This window comes from Salmonella sp. 32100201201700099SM, assembly GCF_017572645.1.
Classification (GTDB): Bacteria; Pseudomonadota; Gammaproteobacteria; order Enterobacterales; family Enterobacteriaceae; genus Salmonella; species Salmonella enterica.
Genome location: NZ_JAGERQ010000017.1, coordinates 1 through 16,010, shown reverse-complemented (window position 1 = coordinate 16,010; position 16,010 = coordinate 1). Strand labels below are relative to the sequence as shown.

General features: G+C 52.9%; 14 protein-coding genes. 8 read left to right on the top strand and 6 right to left on the bottom strand.

The window, feature by feature from the left end; genetic code table 11:
• Window positions 1–182: 182 nt before the first annotated feature.
• A complete protein-coding gene (mioC, locus tag J4685_RS21360; protein ID WP_000763722.1) occupies window positions 183–626 on the bottom strand; it encodes an FMN-binding protein MioC in 444 nt (147 codons plus the stop codon).
• 89 nt (window positions 627–715) lie between these two features.
• Window positions 716–1,174: a transcriptional regulator AsnC gene (gene asnC, locus J4685_RS21355; RefSeq protein WP_000433016.1), complete on the bottom strand. Its 459-nt coding sequence runs from the start codon at window positions 1,172–1,174 to the stop codon at window positions 716–718.
• A 150-nt stretch (window positions 1,175–1,324) separates the two neighbouring features.
• Between asnC and asnA the strand changes: the two genes are divergently transcribed.
• Window positions 1,325–2,317 carry an aspartate--ammonia ligase gene (gene asnA, locus J4685_RS21350; RefSeq protein ID WP_000845118.1) on the top strand — a complete coding sequence of 331 codons (993 nt, stop codon included), beginning with the start codon at window positions 1,325–1,327 and terminating at the stop codon, window positions 2,315–2,317.
• A gap of 4 nt (window positions 2,318–2,321) precedes the next feature.
• On the opposite strand, the gene viaA is transcribed toward asnA, so the two are convergent.
• Together viaA and ravA are read right to left on the bottom strand one after the other, a co-directional pair.
• Window positions 2,322–3,773 (bottom strand): ATPase RavA stimulator ViaA, encoded by a 1,452-nt coding sequence (viaA, locus tag J4685_RS21345; RefSeq protein ID WP_000956597.1) that lies wholly within the window; start codon window positions 3,771–3,773, stop codon window positions 2,322–2,324.
• Window positions 3,767–5,263, bottom strand: coding sequence for an ATPase RavA (ravA, locus tag J4685_RS21340; RefSeq protein ID WP_000940977.1), 1,497 nt, complete (start codon window positions 5,261–5,263; stop codon window positions 3,767–3,769). Before ravA ends, viaA begins: the two co-directional genes overlap by 7 nt.
• A 347-nt stretch (window positions 5,264–5,610) precedes the next feature.
• Between ravA and kup the strand changes: the two genes are divergently transcribed.
• From kup to rbsR, 7 genes are all read left to right on the top strand, one after another.
• Complete coding sequence (gene kup, locus J4685_RS21335; RefSeq protein WP_000102338.1) at window positions 5,611–7,479, top strand: low affinity potassium transporter Kup; 1,869 nt, start codon at window positions 5,611–5,613, stop codon at window positions 7,477–7,479.
• 198 nt (window positions 7,480–7,677) lie between these two features.
• Window positions 7,678–8,097, top strand: coding sequence for a D-ribose pyranase (gene rbsD, locus J4685_RS21330; RefSeq protein WP_000715944.1), 420 nt, complete (start codon window positions 7,678–7,680; stop codon window positions 8,095–8,097).
• A 7-nt stretch (window positions 8,098–8,104) separates the two neighbouring features.
• Window positions 8,105–9,610 carry a ribose ABC transporter ATP-binding protein RbsA gene (gene rbsA, locus J4685_RS21325; protein WP_011233211.1) on the top strand — a complete coding sequence of 502 codons (1,506 nt, stop codon included), beginning with the start codon at window positions 8,105–8,107 and terminating at the stop codon, window positions 9,608–9,610.
• A gap of 5 nt (window positions 9,611–9,615) precedes the next feature.
• Entirely contained in the window at window positions 9,616–10,581 is a 966-nt protein-coding gene (gene rbsC / locus J4685_RS21320) for a ribose ABC transporter permease (protein WP_000211345.1), read from the top strand.
• A gap of 24 nt (window positions 10,582–10,605) precedes the next feature.
• Window positions 10,606–11,496 (top strand): ribose ABC transporter substrate-binding protein RbsB, encoded by an 891-nt coding sequence (gene rbsB, locus J4685_RS21315; RefSeq protein WP_001056260.1) that lies wholly within the window; start codon window positions 10,606–10,608, stop codon window positions 11,494–11,496.
• A 132-nt stretch (window positions 11,497–11,628) separates the two neighbouring features.
• Entirely contained in the window at window positions 11,629–12,558 is a 930-nt protein-coding gene (gene rbsK, locus J4685_RS21310) for a ribokinase (protein ID WP_000844730.1), read from the top strand.
• 3 nt (window positions 12,559–12,561) lie between these two features.
• Entirely contained in the window at window positions 12,562–13,560 is a 999-nt protein-coding gene (gene rbsR / locus J4685_RS21305) for a ribose operon transcriptional repressor RbsR (RefSeq protein WP_000224491.1), read from the top strand.
• Here the strand turns inward: rbsR and mdtD are convergent.
• A complete protein-coding gene (gene mdtD / locus J4685_RS21300; protein WP_000202073.1) occupies window positions 13,526–14,953 on the bottom strand; it encodes a multidrug transporter subunit MdtD in 1,428 nt (475 codons plus the stop codon). The two genes, rbsR and mdtD, sit on opposite strands and share 35 nt — an antisense overlap.
• A gap of 11 nt (window positions 14,954–14,964) precedes the next feature.
• Entirely contained in the window at window positions 14,965–15,669 is a 705-nt protein-coding gene (locus J4685_RS21295; protein ID WP_001131144.1) for a FadR/GntR family transcriptional regulator, read from the bottom strand.
• Window positions 15,670–16,010 lie beyond the last annotated feature (341 nt).

Here is a 16,010-nt window from a genome sequence, read left to right as displayed (position 1 = left end):
TCAATGCGTTGGAAAGGATCACTAGCTGTGAATGATCGGTGATCGTGGCCCGTATAAGCTGGGATCAAAACGGGTACTTATACACAACTCAAAAAGTGAACAACGGTTATTCTTTGGATAACTACCGGTTGATCCAAGCTTTCCACCAGATTTATCCACAATGGAACGCACGATCTTTACACTTATTTGAGTAAATTAATCCAGGATCCGAGCCAAATCTCCGCTGGATCTTCCGGAATCTCATGTTCAAGGATGTTGATCTTCAGTGTTTCCCCAACCTGTTTTGCGCCAGCGCCTTTCAGTTCCGCTTCTATTTTCTCAATCGCGCCGCAAAACGTGTCGTATTCTCGACTGCCAATGCCAATTGCGCCGAAACGTACCGCGGAAAGATCGGGTTTCTGCGTCTGAAGGTCTTCATAGAAAGGGGTCAGGTTGTCCGGAATGTCTCCGGCGCCGTGCGTTGAGCTGATTATCAGCCAGATCCCGGAAGTTGACAGATCCTCTAATAACGGACCGTGCACCGTTTCGGTTGAAAAACCGGCAGCTTCCAGCTTTTCCGCCAGATGTTCCGCGACGTATTCGGCGCCGCCCAGGGTGCTGCCGCTGATAAGAGTAATGTCTGCCATTGATCGCTCGCTCAGGTAAAGAGGCTGCATTGTACTCTGTGAACGAGCTGGGATCTACCTGTGGAAAAATGTGGGATTAAAAAAGCCGATCATGGCTTGATGGTGCGCATGATCGGGTTCTGCAAGACGATCAGTGTCTCAGTGGACTGAATTTCATCAATTGTTTGGATCTTGTTGATAAGTACGTGCTGAAGCGCGTCGATTGATTTGCACATCACTTTTATAAAGATGCTGTAGTGACCGGTGGTGTAATACGCTTCCGTCACCTCATCCAGGCTTTCCAGCCGGGCCAGTGCGGAGGGATAGTCTTTGGCGCTTTTGAGAATGATGCCAATAAAGCAGCCCACATCGTAGCCCAGCTGTTTAGGGCTGACGTCAATCCGTGCGCCCGTAATGATCCCGGCCTGCTTCATTTTCTCGACGCGAACGTGAATGGTTCCAGGGCTAACGCCAAATTGTTTGGCCAGTTCGGCGTAGGCGGTGCGGGCATTTTCCATTAAGGCGTCAAGTATGCCGCGGTCCAGATTGTCGATCTGATAATTTTCCATCGCTTTTTCTTATGCAGATTAATGATTATCTCTATTTTAGCCATTATTTTTAACGAATCAAAATCGAAGTTAGCTTTTTATCTGTTGATTATTGAATAGTGCTCTCGTTTTGTTGCTTAATCATAGGCAACAGGACGCAGGAGTAAAAAAATGAAAACCGCTTACATTGCCAAACAACGTCAAATTAGCTTCGTGAAATCACATTTCTCTCGCCAGCTGGAGGAGCGTCTGGGTCTGATTGAGGTCCAGGCGCCGATCCTGAGTCGCGTAGGGGATGGTACGCAGGATAATTTGTCCGGCTGTGAAAAAGCGGTGCAGGTAAAAGTGAAAGCGTTGCCTGACGCCCAGTTCGAAGTGGTGCATTCACTGGCGAAGTGGAAACGTCAAACCCTGGGGCAACATGACTTCAGCGCGGGCGAAGGACTGTACACGCACATGAAAGCCCTTCGCCCCGATGAAGACCGACTCTCTCCGCTCCACTCGGTCTATGTGGATCAGTGGGACTGGGAGCGTGTCATGGGCGATGGCGAGCGCCAATTTTCCACCCTAAAAAGCACAGTAGAGGCTATATGGGCAGGAATTAAGGCGACGGAAGCGGAAGTGCATAAACAGTTTGGTCTGGCGCCGTTCCTGCCGGATCAGATCCATTTTGTTCACAGTCAGGAACTGCTGGCGCGTTTCCCGGATCTGGATGCGAAAGGGCGCGAACGCGCGATCGCCAAAGAACTTGGCGCCGTTTTTCTGGTGGGGATCGGCGGTAAACTGAGCGATGGCCACCGCCATGATGTACGCGCGCCGGATTATGATGACTGGAGCTCCGCATCTGAGCTGGGCTACGCCGGTCTGAACGGCGATATCCTGGTGTGGAACCCGGTGCTGGAAGATGCGTTTGAGCTTTCCTCTATGGGTATCCGTGTAGATGCCGATACGCTGATGCGCCAGCTGGCGTTGACCGGTGATGAAGATCGCCTGCAACTGGAGTGGCATCAGGCGCTGCTGCGCGGCGAAATGCCGCAGACCATCGGCGGCGGGATTGGGCAGTCTCGTCTGACGATGTTGCTGCTGCAATTGCCGCATATTGGTCAGGTGCAGTGCGGCGTATGGCCCGCGCAGGTTCGCGAAAGCATTCCTGCTATTTTATAAGCCGTTAGCGCCGCCAGCGTCTCAGCAGGCGGCTTCGCATCCCGGTGTCAAAGCGCCAGATATGATTGAAAATGCGCATGATGCCGGGTTTGCCGTGCGCCGACATCGCCACCGCATGGAATCGATGCTGGTGAAGACGCTGCAACTCTCCCACTTTGCTCACCACGTCATCCGGCAAGCGCTGGGCGATAAAATCCGAAATGACCACCGCATCGGCATCAAACCATTCCCGTCCCTGCATTCTTTCAATAATGGCGCGAAAACAGCTGGCGATATCCGTGCCGCCGCGAAAACGTTGACTTAAAAAGCGGATGGCCTGCTCGATACCTTCCGGGCCGGAGAGTTCATAGCGCACAACGTCAGTGGAAAACAGCATAATAAAGCAGCGGCGGTTATCCGCCAGCGCAACGCGCATCAACGCCAGGCAGAACGCTTTTGCGCACTGCTCGTTAAATCCTCCCATCGAGCCTGAAGTATCGACGCAGACAATAAACGGTCCGCGCGGCTGCTCGTCGACATCCTGGTGTACTACCGGCCGTTCGGTCACTTTCTCACGCCACGCTTCGCCATGCAGGCGATAGGTGAGGAGCTGTTTTTCCACTAACCGGCGGTAAAATTCATATTCCAGCTCGGTGATGCCGAGCGTCGCCAGCTCTGGCGGCAACAGGCGCAGAATATCATCGCCTTGCTGAATACCGTCAACCTGCTCCGGCACCGTTGCGGGTTCGCGTACCAGTGTACGAAAGGTTTCCATCGGCGCGTCTTTTTTCGGTACCGATTTGGCTTCCCGCGAACGTCCCAGTTGTTCCGCCAGTTGCATTAGCTCCGGCTGGGCGGCGAGAAATTCGCCGTATTTTACGATCAGTTGATAATCACCACGTTTAAGCTGGCCCGCGCTCATATCCCACAGGCGGCCTGCGGCATTATCATTTTCCGCCAGCGTCGGTTCCAGTTGCCCGCTCAGCGTCATCCGTTCCTGAACGTCACTCAGCAACTGCTCGCGCTCTTCTTCCAGTAGTTGTTGGTTTAACGTGGTGGCCTGCACGACCAGACTTAACCGCCAGCGTTGCAAAAAAAGCGTGTGTAGCGCAGGGGTAAAGGTACTGTTGCTCTCCGTCAACTGCTTCGCCTGCGCGGCATACGGTGAATGCAGGCGGTGAAGCAACGCCAGTATTTGCGGCAGTTGCACGATGAACTGTGGGGTAGAGAGAAGTTGGCTTTGCTGATAACACATGACCTCTTCCGTGAGTTCCGGCGGAACGCGTGCGTCTTTAAGACGGCTGCGTAGCGCTTCCCGCCAGCGCGTGAGATCGGCGGTCACGGCGTTTTTTAAACGCGGAAACTTTTCAAAGAAAATGACCAGTTGTGGGGAAGCCAGTAGCGCGAGGATCATCTCTTCGACCATTCCCTCTTCGCTGACGGCCAGCATGGTATTTAGCGTATCCAGCGTCAGCATTGTTTCGCCTGGCGGATCTGTTCTCCTACATCCTGCAGGCTGGCCTCAATGCGCCCTAACCAGTCGCTGTGAATAAACAGGCAATGTTGCTGTTCGCTGAAGCGGGTATGCTGCTGGCGCCAGTCGTTTTCTAACGTTTCCAGCTGCTGTTTGATCTCCGCAGGCATACTGTCTTCAGCCGTTCCCGGTAACGCCAGACGGGTACCTTGTAGACTGATGTCGCGCACCACCAGATGTTGAGCGTTATCGACTTCCATATTCAACGTTTGGGCAAAGCCGATCCCGTTCAGTTTGCCGCGGATCTCGCCGCCTTTGGTCAGCCAAAGTTCCAGCGCGCTGCGGTCAAAAGTAATATGGATCACTTCCATATCATGCAGTTTTAGCGGTTTTTGTAGCAATAACGTCAACGTTGATGCACTGGCTTCCGGCGGTAAAGTGTAATGCGGGCGGCGGCTGAACATACCGCCTTCTTTAATGACGGTGAAGGCGGTTTTATCGCTTTGCTGTTGCTGCAACTGGAGGCGGCGCTGGACGATACCGCCGAGGCGAGTCAGCATGGCCTGCTGCTGCCAGGCGTGTCCGGTCATCAATATTTCCAGTTGCTGTTGCATGAGATTCAGACTCTGCGCGTCATACCACAAGCAATCTTTTAGCAGGATAAGGTCAATCGGCGCAACCGCGTCGCGTCCGCTAAAGAAGGCGCTGGCCTGTAACAGGCGGATGGCTTTCTTCCAGCGACGGTCGGAGACATAAGGCGCATTCGGCAAATTATCCAGCTGTTGGCGCAGAGTAAATATCAGCTCAAAGACCGGATCAGGGAGTGAAATTGCGCCGATATCTTTTTGCCACTGTTGATATTCTTCGTCGCTAACCTGTAACGAGGCGGGGACCGGGTTATCACTCTCATCCTGCTGACTAATCAGCATGGAGCGGAAATTGGCTTTATCCTGAACTTTATCCAGCCACAGGCGAATCAACATTCGGTCGTACAAGGCTTCCAGGCTGCTGTCCGCTTCGGGCAGTTCGTTAGAGGCCGCCACCAGCAGCCGCATCGGGATTTTTTCCTCAAATGCGCCGTTGCGGAAATGGCGTTCGTTAATGGCGGTCAGCAATGTGTTCAGGATAGCGGGCCCGGCTTTCCAGATTTCATCCAGAAAAACGATTTCGGCTTCGGGAAGGTAGCCGGTCGTTAAGCGTTCATAGCGACCTTCATCTTTCAGCGCCTGAATAGAGAGCGGGCCAAAAACCTCTTCCGGCGTGGAAAAGCGTGTCATCAGATATTCAAAAGCGCGGGCGCGCTGGAAAGCAAACTTCAGGCGGCGGGCAATCAGACTCTTGGCGATACCGGGCGGGCCCAACAAAAAGACGCTCTCACCGCTTAACGCCGCCAGTAGGCAAAGGCGTATGGCATGACTACGTTCATACAGTCCCTTCTCAAGGGCGCTGCTCAGACGGGAAATTCTTTCCGCTAATAAATGTGGGTGAGCCATAATAAAGAGGCGTCCTTTCGACAAATGGATCATGCTAATTGCGAGTATAGACGTTTCACCACCGGGGCTGTAATCGTCTGACGCGCTGTTTATTTTTCTTTGAGCCAGGTTAATCTGGCTTCATTTAGGGGTACGATTTTATGATTAATCGTGCATACTGTGCGCTTTTTTGTGGGCCAAGGGACTAAGCACACATTTCATATCTATACACTCATTCATTCAAACTACATCAAGGCGGCAAAGGAGTGAATCCCCTGGCACTGACTTAAACGTGTGACTGGGGTAAGCGAATGCAGCCGACAAGGAGGTAGCGTGAAGGGTGACGTGTATAAACGAAAGATGAGTCTATGAGCACTGATAATAAGCAATCGTTGCCTGCGATTACCCTCGCAGCTATTGGGGTTGTCTACGGTGATATTGGTACCAGCCCGCTTTATACGCTTCGTGAATGTTTGTCCGGTCAGTTTGGTTTTGGCGTTGAACGAGATGCCGTGTTTGGTTTTCTGTCGCTGATCTTCTGGCTACTCATCTTTGTGGTTTCCATCAAATATCTCACCTTCGTGATGCGCGCCGATAACGCGGGTGAAGGTGGAATTTTGACGCTGATGTCGCTTGCCGGGCGTAATACCTCGGCGCGCACCACATCCATGTTAGTTATCATGGGACTGATAGGCGGCAGCTTTTTCTATGGCGAAGTGGTCATTACGCCGGCGATTTCAGTGATGTCGGCGATTGAAGGCCTGGAAATTGTCGCGCCGCAGCTGGATACCTGGATTGTCCCGCTCTCCATTATTGTGCTGACTCTGTTGTTTATGATTCAGAAGCACGGTACGGGAATGGTAGGGAAACTCTTTGCGCCGATCATGCTGACCTGGTTTTTAATCCTGGCGGTACTTGGCCTGCGCAGTATTATCGCCAATCCCGAAGTGTTACATGCGCTGAATCCTGTCTGGGCGGTACGTTTTTTCCTTGAATATAAAACCGTATCGTTTATTGCGTTGGGCGCGGTGGTGCTGTCGATTACCGGCGTAGAGGCGTTGTACGCCGATATGGGACACTTCGGTAAGTTCCCGATTCGCCTGGCGTGGTTTACCGTGGTATTGCCGTCGTTAGTACTGAACTACTTTGGTCAGGGCGCATTGCTACTTAAGCATCCGGAAGCGATTAAAAACCCCTTTTTCCTGTTGGCACCGGATTGGGCGTTAATTCCGCTGCTGATTCTGGCCGCGCTGGCGACGGTGATCGCCTCCCAGGCGGTCATTTCCGGCGTCTTTTCGCTGACGCGTCAGGCCGTGCGTCTTGGCTATTTGTCGCCGATGCGTATTATCCATACCTCCGAGATGGAGTCCGGTCAGATCTATATCCCTTTCGTTAACTGGCTGCTTTATTTCGCGGTCGTGGTTGTTATTGTTAGCTTTGAGCACTCCAGCAACCTGGCGGCGGCCTATGGTATCGCCGTGACCGGCACGATGGTGCTGACGTCTATTCTTTCTACGACCGTGGCGCGTAAGAACTGGCACTGGAACAAATATTTTGTAGCGCTGATCCTCATCGCGTTCCTGTGCGTGGATATCCCGCTGTTCTCGGCCAACCTCGACAAATTGTTGTCCGGTGGTTGGCTGCCGCTGAGCCTGGGCCTGATCATGTTCACGATCATGACCACCTGGAAGAGTGAGCGTTTCCGTCTGTTGCGTCGTATGCATGAACACGGTAATTCGCTGGAAGCGATGATTGCTTCGCTGGAGAAGTCACCGCCGGTTCGGGTGCCAGGTACTGCCGTATACATGTCGCGCGCGCTCAGTGTGATCCCTTTTGCTTTATTGCATAACCTGAAGCACAACAAAGTGTTGCATGAGCGCGTAATCTTACTGACGTTGCGTACGGAAGATGCGCCTTATGTGCATAACGTTCGCCGGGTGCAGATTGAGCAGTTGTCTCCGACATTCTGGCGCGTGGTGGCTAGCTACGGCTGGCGCGAAACGCCAAACGTTGAAGAGGTGTTCCACCGCTGCGGTCTGGAAGGGCTTAGCTGTCGGATGATGGAAACGTCGTTCTTTATGTCGCACGAGTCGTTGATTGTCGGCAAACGCCCGTGGTATTTGCGTCTGCGTGGCAAGCTGTATTTGTTGTTGCAACGCAACGCCCTGCGCGCGCCGGATCAGTTCGAGATCCCGCCTAACCGCGTGATTGAGTTAGGAACTCAGGTCGAGATTTAACCTCTCATCACCATGCCGAGGGCCGCGTTGGCTTACCCGGCCTGACCAATCCGTAGATTCCCACAAGAGATAATCGCCTGATTTCCGCTAGCGAAACGTTTCGACGGCGATCACAATTCTGTTACGTCATGATGGTTTTATGAACACATCCGGGGTTACACTGCGGCCAGCGAAACGTTTCGCTAGTGGAGCAGAAAAATGAAGAAAGGCACCGTACTCAACTCTGAAATCTCGTCGGTCATTTCCCGTCTGGGGCATACTGATACTCTGGTGGTCTGTGATGCGGGTTTACCCATCCCGAATAGCACTGCGCGTATCGATATGGCACTAACCCAAGGCGTACCTTCTTTTATGCAGGTGGTGGATGTCGTGACCCGGGAAATGCAGGTTGAGGCGGCGATTCTTGCAACGGAAATCAAACAACAGAATCCGCAGCTCCACGAAACGTTGCTCACTCACCTTGAGCAACTGCAGCAACACCAGGGAAACACCATAAAAATTAGTTATACGACACACGAACAATTCAAAAAATTGACTGCAGACAGTCAGGCGGTGATTCGCAGCGGGGAGTGTTCCCCGTATGCGAATGTCATTCTTTGCGCTGGCGTCACGTTCTGAGGCCGCTATGGACGCATTACTGCAACTCAAAGGGATCGATAAAGCGTTCCCCGGCGTGAAGGCTCTCTCCGGCGCCGCGTTAAACGTTTATCCTGGCCGCGTTATGGCGCTGATGGGGGAAAACGGCGCCGGAAAATCCACCATGATGAAAGTATTAACCGGCATCTATACGCGAGATGCGGGATCGTTGTTATGGCTAGGTAAAGAGACCACCTTTAATGGGCCTAAATCGTCTCAGGAAGCCGGGATCGGCATTATTCATCAGGAACTGAACCTGATTCCGCAGTTGACCATTGCGGAAAATATCTTCCTGGGCCGTGAGTTTGTGAATCGCTTTGGCAAAATCGACTGGAAAAAGATGTATGCCGAAGCCGACCAGCTCTTAGCCAAACTCAATCTGCGCTTTAAGAGCGATAAGCTGGTGGGCGAACTCTCTATCGGCGATCAGCAAATGGTGGAAATCGCCAAAGTGCTGAGCTTCGAATCCAAAGTCATCATTATGGATGAACCGACCGATGCGCTGACCGACACTGAAACCGAATCTCTGTTCCGCGTTATCCGCGAATTAAAATCGCAGAGACGCGGCATTGTCTATATCTCCCACCGTATGAAAGAGATCTTCGAAATTTGCGATGACGTGACGGTCTTCCGCGATGGGCAATTTATCGCCGAGCGTGAAGTGGCCACGTTGACCGAAGATTCTCTTATCGAAATGATGGTGGGACGTAAGCTGGAAGATCAGTACCCGCATCTGGATAACGCGCCGGGTGAGATTCGCCTGAAGGTCGATAATCTGTGCGGACCGGGCGTGAATGATGTCTCTTTTGTGCTGCGAAAAGGCGAGATTCTTGGCATCTCCGGCCTGATGGGCGCCGGTCGCACCGAGCTGATGAAAGTATTGTACGGCGCGATGCCTCGAACCAGCGGTTACGTGACGCTCGATGGACACGAAGTGGTGACGCGTTCTCCGCAGGACGGGCTGGCCAATGGCATCGTTTATATCTCTGAAGACCGTAAGCGCGATGGACTGGTGCTCGGCATGTCAGTTAAAGAGAATATGTCGCTGACGGCGCTGGATTATTTCAGCCGCGCTGGCGGAAGCCTGAAACACAAAGATGAGCAGCAGGCGGTGGGGGATTTTATCCGTCTGTTCAACGTCAAGACGCCGTCAATGGAACAGGCGATAGGCCTGCTTTCTGGCGGTAATCAGCAAAAAGTGGCGATTGCCCGCGGGTTGATGACGCGCCCGAAAGTGCTCATTCTCGACGAGCCGACCCGCGGCGTGGACGTCGGCGCCAAGAAAGAGATTTACCAGCTTATCAACCAGTTTAAGGCCGACGGCCTGAGCATCATTCTGGTCTCATCTGAGATGCCAGAAGTATTAGGCATGAGCGATCGCATCATCGTCATGCATGAAGGGCATCTCAGCGGTGAATTTACTCGCGAGCAGGCCACCCAGGAAGTGTTAATGGCTGCCGCAGTGGGCAAGCTTAATCGCGTGAATCAGGAGTAAAAAAGATGACAACCCAGGCTGTTTCTGGTCGCCGTTATTTCACTAAAGCGTGGCTTCTTGAGCAGAAGTCGCTCATTGCCCTGCTGGTGTTGATCGCGATTGTTTCGACGTTGAGCCCCAACTTTTTTACCGTTAATAATCTGTTCAATATTCTTCAACAGACCTCCGTCAACGCCATTATGGCGGTGGGGATGACGTTGGTGATTCTGACATCGGGGATCGATCTGTCCGTCGGTTCCCTGCTGGCACTCACCGGTGCGGTTGCCGCTTCAATCGTCGGCGTTGAAGTGAATGCGCTGGTCGCGGTTGCCGCCGCGCTGGCGCTGGGCGCTGCGATTGGCGCCGTCACTGGCGTTATCGTCGCGAAGGGCCGCGTACAGGCGTTTATCGCTACGCTGGTGATGATGCTGCTACTGCGTGGCGTGACGATGGTTTACACCGACGGTAGCCCGGTCAACACCGGCTTTACCGATAACGCCGATCTGTTTGGCTGGTTCGGTATCGGTCGTCCGCTGGGCGTTCCTACGCCGGTCTGGATCATGGCTATCGTCTTTATCGCCGCCTGGTATATGCTGCATCACACCCGTCTGGGACGCTATATCTACGCGCTGGGCGGTAACGAAGCGGCGACGCGTCTGTCTGGCATTAGCGTGAGCAAAGTGAAAATTATCGTCTATTCACTTTGCGGCCTGACAGCATCGCTGGCGGGCATCATTGAAGTGGCGCGCCTCTCTTCCGCGCAGCCGACGGCGGGTACCGGCTATGAGCTGGATGCTATTGCCGCCGTGGTGCTGGGCGGCACCAGCCTTGCAGGTGGTAAAGGGCGCATTGTTGGGACATTGATCGGCGCATTGATTCTCGGCTTCCTTAATAATGGTTTGAATTTGTTAGGTGTTTCCTCCTATTACCAGATGATCGTCAAAGCGGTGGTGATTTTGCTGGCGGTACTGGTAGACAACAAAAAGCAGTAACAACGACTACAGGACATCTGAAATATGAACATGAAAAAACTGGCTACCCTGGTATCTGCTGTTGCGCTGAGCGCCACCGTGAGCGCGAATGCAATGGCGAAAGACACCATTGCGCTGGTGATCTCTACCCTCAATAATCCCTTCTTCGTGTCGTTAAAAGACGGGGCGCAAAAAGAGGCGGATAAACTGGGTTATAACCTGGTGGTGCTGGACTCCCAGAACAACCCTGCCAAAGAGCTGGCGAACGTGCAGGATTTAACCGTTCGCGGGACCAAAATTTTGCTGATCAACCCGACTGACTCCGATGCGGTGGGTAACGCGGTGAAGATGGCGAACCAGGCGAAGATTCCGGTTATCACGCTTGACCGCCAGGCAACCAAAGGCGATGTCGTCAGCCATATCGCGTCTGATAACGTGCTGGGCGGTAAGATCGCTGGCGACTATATCGCGAAAAAAGCTGGCGAAGGCGCCAAAGTGATTGAGCTGCAAGGCATTGCCGGAACATCTGCGGCGCGTGAGCGTGGCGAAGGTTTCCAGCAGGCGGTAGCCGCCCACAAATTTAATGTCCTGGCCAGCCAGCCTGCCGATTTCGACCGTACTAAAGGTCTGAACGTCATGCAGAACCTGCTGACCGCGCATCCGGATGTTCAGGCTGTCTTCGCCCAGAACGATGAAATGGCGCTGGGCGCACTGCGCGCGCTGCAAACTGCCGGTAAAGCAGATGTGATGGTGGTTGGATTTGACGGTACGCCGGATGGCGAAAAGGCCGTAAAAGATGGCAAACTGGCAGCGACTATCGCTCAGTTACCGGATCAAATCGGCGCCAAAGGCGTTGAAGTAGCGGATAAGGTGCTGAAAGGCGAAAAAGTTCAGGCCAAATATCCGGTTGACCTGAAACTGGTCATCAAGCAGTAATAAACGACACGGGTCAACTATGGCCTGATGGCGACAGAAATACGCGAGCCTCCGCTGAGGTGAACGTAAAAAAAGAAAAGCAGGGCACGCGCCACCCTAACCGGTGGCGCACTTTGACGTGGAACCCCGAATATGAAAACCGCAGGTAATCTCATCGTCCTTGGCAGCATTAATGCCGATCATATCCTTAATCTTGAGTCCTTCCCTACCCCGGGTGAAACGGTAACCGGTAGCCATTATCAGGTCGCGTTTGGCGGGAAAGGCGCGAATCAGGCGGTTGCTGCGGGACGTAGCGGGGCAAATATTGCGTTTATCGCCTGCACGGGCGATGACGATATTGGCGACAGTATTCGTAAACAATTAGTCAGCGATCGTATTGATATCGCGCCAGTTAGCGTCATTAAAGGCGAGTCTACCGGGGTAGCGCTGATTTTCGTTAATGGCGAAGGCGAGAACGTCATCGGTATTCATGCCGGAGCGAATGCCGCGTTATCGCCGGCGTTGGTTGATGCGCAACGTGAACGTATCGCGCAGGCGGATGCGTTACTGATGCAGCTGGAATCGCCGCTGGAAAGCGTACTGGCGGCGGCGAAAATCGCCCATCAACATCATACTACTGTTGCGCTTAACCCGGCACCTGCCCGTGAGTTACCGGATGAACTGCTGGCGCTGGTGGACATCATCACGCCAAATGAAACGGAAGCTGAAAAGCTGACGGGCGTGCGTGTGGAAAATGACGACGATGCCGCGAAAGCTGCGCAGGTTTTGCATGATAAAGGCATTCGAACCGTATTAATTACCTTAGGAAGCCGTGGCGTCTGGGCCAGCGTAAACGGCGAGGGTCGCCGCGTTCCTGGATTTAGCGTTGAGGCTGTCGATACCATTGCCGCCGGAGATACGTTTAACGGCGCCTTTATCACCGCGATACTGGAGGAGACGCCGTTGCCGGAAGCGATTCGCTTTGCCCATGCCGCCGCCGCGATTGCCGTAACGCGTAAAGGCGCGCAACCTTCCGTTCCGTGGCGCGAAGAGATAGAAGCGTTTTTACATCAGCAGGGGTAACGCTTGGCTACTATGAAAGATGTTGCCCGCCTGGCGGGAGTCTCTACATCGACGGTCTCTCACGTTATTAACAAAGATCGCTTTGTGAGTGAGACGATTACTGAAAAAGTTGAAGCGGCGATTAAATCACTTAACTATGCGCCTTCCGCGCTGGCGCGAAGCCTCAAGTTAAACCAGACCCGCACGATTGGTATGCTGATTACCGCCAGTACCAACCCTTTTTATTCCGAACTGGTGCGCGGCGTTGAGCGAAGCTGTTTTGAGCGCGGTTATAGTCTGGTGCTGTGTAATACCGAAGGCGATGAGCAACGGATGAACCGCAACCTGGAGACGCTGATGCAAAAACGGGTAGACGGTTTACTGCTGCTGTGTACCGAAACGCATCAGCCTTCTCGTGAAATCATGGAGCGTTATCCGTCTATTCCTACCGTCATGATGGACTGGTCGCCGTTTGATGGTGAGGGCGATAGCGATCTCATTCAGGATAATTCGTTGTTAGGCGGCGATCTTGCCACCCAATACCTTATCGATAAAGGTTTTACCCGAATAGCCTGTATTACCGGCCCGCTGGACAAAACGCCAGCGCGTTTACGGCTGGAAGGGTATCGGGCGGCGATGAAACGCGCAGGGCTGGCTATTCCGCAAGGCTATGAGATCACCGGCGATTTTGAATTTGGCGGCGGCTTTGACGCCATGCAGGCGTTACTCGCCCATCAACAGCGACCGCAAGCGGTTTTTACCGGAAACGATGCGATGGCTGTCGGCGCCTATCAGGCGCTATATCAGGCGGGGCTTCGTATTCCGCAGGATATGGCAGTCATTGGCTATGATGATATTGAGCTGGCGCGCTATATGACGCCGCCGCTGACGACTATCCATCAGCCGAAAGATGAATTGGGCGAGCTGGCTATTGATGTGTTGATTCATCGGATGGCGCAGCCCGCCTTGCAACAACAGCGACTTCAGCTCACTCCGGTTTTGACGGTGCGTGGGTCGGTTTAGATTTATGCCGTTCTTTAATCAGATTGTTGCCGTCTTTGACTCTTAGCAGCATAAACATCAGCGCGGACACGATAGTGATCGCCCCCATCGTGATAAAGGTATAGTGGAACTGTTCCACGGTACTGGTGCCCGCAAAACCTTCATAAATACGTAACACCGCCGCGCTGATCGCCACGCCTAAACTGATAGACAATTGCTGCGTAACCGCCAGAACGCTGTTGCCGCTGCTGGCGTTATCGTCCGTCAGATCCGCAAGAGTAATCGTATTCATTGCCGTAAATTGAGTGGACATCGCCATTCCAAGAATGAATAGCGGCAGCACGAGCATCCAGATCGGCATGGCGGAAGATTGAAACGAAAACTGGGCAATCATCAGACCGATAAATACCGTAATGCCGACCAGAGTCTTCCGGTATCCCAAACGTCGTAAAACCTGCGTTACGGTCGATTTCGCGATAATAGAACCCAAAGCTGTCGGCGCCATCATGCAGCCGGCGATCAGAGCCGGGTAGCCAAAACCAACCTGTAGCATTAACGGCATCAAAAAAGGTACGCAGCCTGTCCCCAGACGTGTGGCGAGGTTGCCGGCAATACCGACGGAAAATGTGCGTGTCTTAAACAGCGATAGTGATATTAACGGTGTCGGATGACGGCGGGCGTGGCGGATATAGGCCAATAGTAGAACGATACTGCAAAAAATAATGGCGGATGCGATCCATGTCGCCACAATCTTTTCGCCAAACAGTTCCATTCCGCTGGAAAATAAAACCAGACTTAACCCAAAAAGAAAGAAGCCGGTCATGTCAAACTTGCGACGCGGCGTGGTGAAGTTGGGCATATATTTGCGGGCATACAGAATGCCTGCAACACCAATGGGAATATTAATCAGGAAGATCCAGTGCCAGCTTGCCCAGGTCACCAGTACGCCGCCTAATACCGGCCCCAGAATCGGACCTACCAGCCCCGGCATAGTGACAAAGTTAAGAACGGGCAGCAGCTCACTACGCGGATAGGCTCGCAATAACGCCAGTCGCGCCACTGGCATCATCATCGCTCCGCCGACGCCTTGTACGACGCGAAAAATAACCAATTCAGATAGTGAACTGGAGAGCGCGCAGGCCAGCGAGCCTAACGTAAACAGACTTACGGCAACCATAAAGACGCGACGCGTACCGAAGCGGTCAGCCAACCAGCCGCTTACCGGAATTAACATAGCTACTGTCAGGGTATAACTGATAATAGCGGACTGCATGGCGAGTGGGGAACGGTTAAGACTATGCGCAATAGCCGGTAAAGCGGTATTCAAAATGGTGGCGTCTAGCGCCTGCATAAAGAAGGCCATCGCCGCGATCCACGGCAGGCCAGCCATACTGCGCGCTTTTTTGCTGGTCATTCAATATCCTGTTAATTATCTGGTCTCTCATTGGGCGCTATTAACAACGCCTGGCAGGCCTGGAAAGCGCGTTCGCCGTCGCCATCAGCGATGGCATCAACAATGGCCTGGTGCAAATCCAGCTTTACCACCTCGTTATAGGTGATTGAGGTAAAGTAAGTGTGATAAACCGAATGAAATAGCGTAGCAAAAGAGATTAGAAAGGGATTGGCGCTCATTTCGTAGATATGCTCGTGCCACGCCATATCCACTTCAATCCAGCGTTCACGCTTAAAATGCTTTTTCAGCGCGACCATCTCTTCCATTAAGGCATTAAGCCGCGCTTTCTGCTCCGGTGTGCCAAGAGTCGCCGCCAGCAGGCAGGCTTGCGGCTCCAGGCTAATACGCATCACCAGAAAATGATCTACCACCTGATGAAAATTTTCTTCCGTCATCCACCAGGTCAGCAGCTCTTGATCCAGAAAGTTCCAGTTTCCCTGCGGCATCACCCGCGTACCAATGCGCGGACGGGGTAGCACCATACCTTTAGCCGTCAACGTTTTCACCGCTTCGCGAACTGCCGTTCGACTTACGCCGTACTGCTCGCCCAGTTCTATTTCGCCGGGAAGAATCGTACCGGGGGCGTAGTCACCCTTTAATATCCGCTGCGCCAGCTTTTCAGCCAGAACATAGGATAGATTTTTCTGTGCGGCTAATTGTTGTGCGCTTAAAGGCATGAATGTTCTTCCTTTCTCTTTCGTTTGGTTATTAGTATGCCACCTGGAAGTGTGATTGCAGTTGCAATAACGGCAATTTGCTTATTTTATGGCACGTTAAGCACGCCATTGATGAAAAAAGAGACACTCAGAAAATTATTTTAAATTTCCTCTTGTCAGGCAGAAATAACTCCCTATAATGCGCCACCACTGACACGGAACAACGGCATACAGTCCGCCGGGTCAGCGGGGTTCAGACCAGAACCTCACGGAGAAAAGCGAAAATAAACGCTTGACTCTGAAGCGGGAAAGCGTAATATACGCCACCTCGCAACGGTGAGCGAAAGCCGCGTTGCACTGCT